2 rRNA genes are annotated in these 3872 nt (G+C 54.2%); both read right to left on the reverse strand.

From position 1 onward, the window contains the following. Positions 1–61: 61 nt before the first annotated feature. Positions 62–178, reverse strand: a 5S ribosomal RNA gene (gene rrf / locus ACFUCV_RS14735). Between the two features lie 224 nt (positions 179–402). Next, positions 403–3580 (reverse strand): 23S ribosomal RNA (locus ACFUCV_RS14740). Between the last annotated feature and the right edge of the window lie 292 nt (positions 3581–3872).

The following is a 3872-nucleotide window of genomic DNA, read 5'->3' on the forward strand; positions in this document are numbered from 1 at the left end:
TGTGTGTTAAGTGTGGGAGGCCCCGCACCGTGTGGTGTGGGGCCTCGACCTGTTACTGTTTGTCCGGCGGTGTCCTACTCTCCCACATCCTCTCGGATGCAGTACCATCGGCGCTGTGGGTCTTAGCTTCCGGGTTCGGGATGGGACCGGGCGTTTCCCCCACGCTATGACCACCGTAACTCTTTTCCGCACCACACCGTGTAAGGGGTGTGGGGGTGGTTTGTTGGGTGTCGTTGTGGATTGACAGTTATTTTATTGTACAGGGTGGCTGTGTCCTTGGCCGTTCCAGGTGGTGGTGGCGTTGGTCATAGTTGTTCTGTGTTTTTTTGGTTCCAAGCACAAACCGGGTGGGTTTGTTGGTTGGGGACCACATAGTGAACGCGAGCATTTTGTAAGTGTTGTGTGGTGTAAGTTATCGGCTTATTAGTACCGGTCAGCTTCACGAGTCTTATGGTCCTCGCTTCCACGTCCGGCCTATCAACCCAGTGGTCTAGCTGGGGGCCTCTCACACTTTCGTGTATGGAAATCTCATCTTGAAGCGGGCTTCCCGCTTAGATGCTTTCAGCGGTTATCCCATCCGAACGTAGCTAATCAGCGATGCACTTGGCAGTACAACTGACACACCAGAGGTTCGTCCGTCCCGGTCCTCTCGTACTAAGGACAGCCCTTCTCAAATTTCCTGCGCGCGCAGCGGATAGGGACCGAACTGTCTCACGACGTTCTAAACCCAGCTCGCGTACCGCTTTAATGGGCGAACAGCCCAACCCTTGGGACCTACTCCAGCCCCAGGATGCGACGAGCCGACATCGAGGTGCCAAACCATGCCGTCGATATGGACTCTTGGGCAAGATCAGCCTGTTATCCCCGAGGTACCTTTTATCCGTTGAGCGACGGCCATTCCACAATGTGCCGCCGGATCACTAGTCCCGACTTTCGTCCCTGCTCGAGGTGTCCCTCTCACAGTCAAGCTCCCTTGTGCACTTACACTCGAAACCTGATTGCCAACCAGGCTGAGGGAACCTTTGGGCGCCTCCGTTACTTTTTAGGAGGCAACCGCCCCAGTTAAACTACCCATCAGGCACTGTCCCTGACCCGGATTACGGGCCGAAGTTAGATGTCCAAAGTGACCAGAGTGGTATTTCAACGATGACTCCACTACAACTGGCGTTGCAGTTTCACAGTCTCCCACCTATCCTACACAAGCCACTCCGAACACCAATACCAAACTATAGTAAAGGTCTCGGGGTCTTTCCGTCCTGCTGCGCGTAACGAGCATCTTTACTCGTACTGCAATTTCGCCGAGTTTATGGTTGAGACAGCGGGGAAGTCGTTACTCCATTCGTGCAGGTCGGAACTTACCCGACAAGGAATTTCGCTACCTTAGGATGGTTATAGTTACCACCGCCGTTTACTGGGGCTTAAATTCTCAGCTTCGCCCACCACAAGGGTGGACTAACCGGTCCTCTTAACCTTCCAGCACCGGGCAGGAGTCAGTCCGTATACATCGTCTTGCGACTTCGCACGGACCTGTGTTTTTAGTAAACAGTCGCTTCCCCCTGGTCTCTGCGGCCCACACCCGCTCACGGACAGCTAGTGTCCTTCACGGGGCAGGCCCCCCTTCTCCCGAAGTTACGGGGGCATTTTGCCGAGTTCCTTAACCATAATTCTCTCGATCGCCTTAGTATTCTCTACCTGATCACCTGTGTCGGTTTGGGGTACGGGCGGTTTGAACCTCACGTCGATGCTTTTCTAGGCAGCATAGGATCACCGAATTCCCCCGAACGGGGGTCCCATCAGATCTCAGAATCGTCATTGAAGACACCACAACGGATTTGCCTATCGTGGATCCTACATCCTTAGACCGGGTCTACCATCGCCCGGCTCGGCTACCTTCCTGCGTCACACCTGTTAATACGTTTACCTCCCCAAGTCAGGTCCCACGCGCAGCGATCCCCCCTGGCCCGAAGGCACGCAGGGAAAAGCTTTGGGTGGTTAGTATCCTTGGTTCAATAGGGGCGGTTCTTCACCGGTACGGGAATATCAACCCGTTGTCCATCGACTACGCCTGTCGGCCTCGCCTTAGGTCCCGACTTACCCAGGGCAGATTAGCTTGACCCTGGAACCCTTGATCATTCGGCGGACGGGTTTCTCACCCGTCTTTCGCTACTCATGCCTGCATTCTCACTCGTGTGGGCTCCACCGCTAGTTCACACTGCGGCTTCAATGCCCACACGACGCTCCCCTACCACTCCAAACCCCTGAACAAGGAACACAAGTGTCCTTGTTTGGGTGGTGTTTGAAATCCACAACTTCGGCGGTGTACTTGAGCCCCGCTACATTGTCGGCGCGGGATCACTTGACCAGTGAGCTATTACGCACTCTTTTAAGGATGGCTGCTTCTAAGCCAACCTCCTGGTTGTCTAAGCAATCCCACATCCTTTCCCACTTAGCACACGCTTAGGGGCCTTAGTTGGTGGTCTGGGCTGTTTCCCTCTCGACTATGAAGCTTATCCCCCACAGTCTCACTGCTACGCTCTGACTTGCCGGCATTCGGAGTTTGGCTGACGTCAGTAACCTTGTAGGGCCCATTAGCCATCCAGTAGCTCTACCTCCAGCAAGAAACACGCAACGCTGCACCTAAATGCATTTCGGGGAGAACCAGCTATCACGAAGTTTGATTGGCCTTTCACCCCTACCCACAGCTCATCCCCTCCATTTTCAACTGAAGTGGGTTCGGTCCTCCACGCGCTCTTACACGCGCTTCAACCTGGCCATGGGTAGATCACTTCGCTTCGGGTCTAGATCACGCCACTCAACTCGCCCTGTTCAGACTCGCTTTCGCTACGGCTTCCCCACACGGGTTAACCTCGCGACGTAACACTAACTCGCAGGCTCATTCTTCAAAAGGCACGCCATCACAGGAACAACTACCCCAAAGGGCACGCCCGCTCTGACGGATTGTAAGCACACGGTTTCAGGTACTATTTCACTCCCCTCCCGGGGTACTTTTCACCTTTCCCTCACGGTACTTGTCCGCTATCGGTCATTAGGTAGTATTTAGGCTTATCAGGTGGTCCTGACAGATTCACACGGGATTTCTCGGGCCCCGTGCTACTTGGGATGCCATCCAAGGGAGTGCACTGCATTTCGGTTACGGGACTCTCACCCTCTACGGCCAACCATTCAAAGTCGTTCACCTATACATGCACCATTCCCCCCACCAATCCGGCAGAACTGGTACGGACGGTCCCTCAACCCCGCATCATGCAACGCCCGCCGGCTATCACACATGACACGGTTTAGCCTGTTCCGCGTTCGCTCGCCACTACTGACGGAATCACTATTGTTTTCTCTTCCTGTGGGTACTGAGATGTTTCACTTCCCCACGTTCCCTCCACACACCCTATATATTCAGGTGCAGGTCACCACCTCGCCTCGCGACGGGTAGCGGGGTTCCCCCATTCGGACACCCTCGGATCAAAGTTCGGTTATCAACTCCCCGAGGCTTATCGCAGATTCCTACGTCCTTCATCGGCTCCTAATGCCAAGGCATCCACCGTGTGCCCTTAAAAACTTGACCACACAAACTGATCAATCATACTCATCGAGAGAACCATGAAAACCAACACCACCCACACACCCCCAAAAGGGCACACGGACAGCATCAGATCCAGGTTCAAATATCTCAAAGAAATTGCTTCTTATAAAGATGCTCGCGTTCACTATGTAGTTCTCAAACAACAACCCCACCACACACCCCACCACCCCACAACAAAGGGAACGGCACGGTCATGTGCAGGAAAACCAGGACCAAACAACCCACACAAAAGTGTGGGGGTTGTTGTTCCAGGACCCAACAGTGCGCCAAACGC

It is taken from the genome of Specibacter sp. NPDC057265, from assembly GCF_042668835.1.
Lineage (GTDB): Bacteria > Actinomycetota > Actinomycetes > Actinomycetales > Micrococcaceae > Specibacter.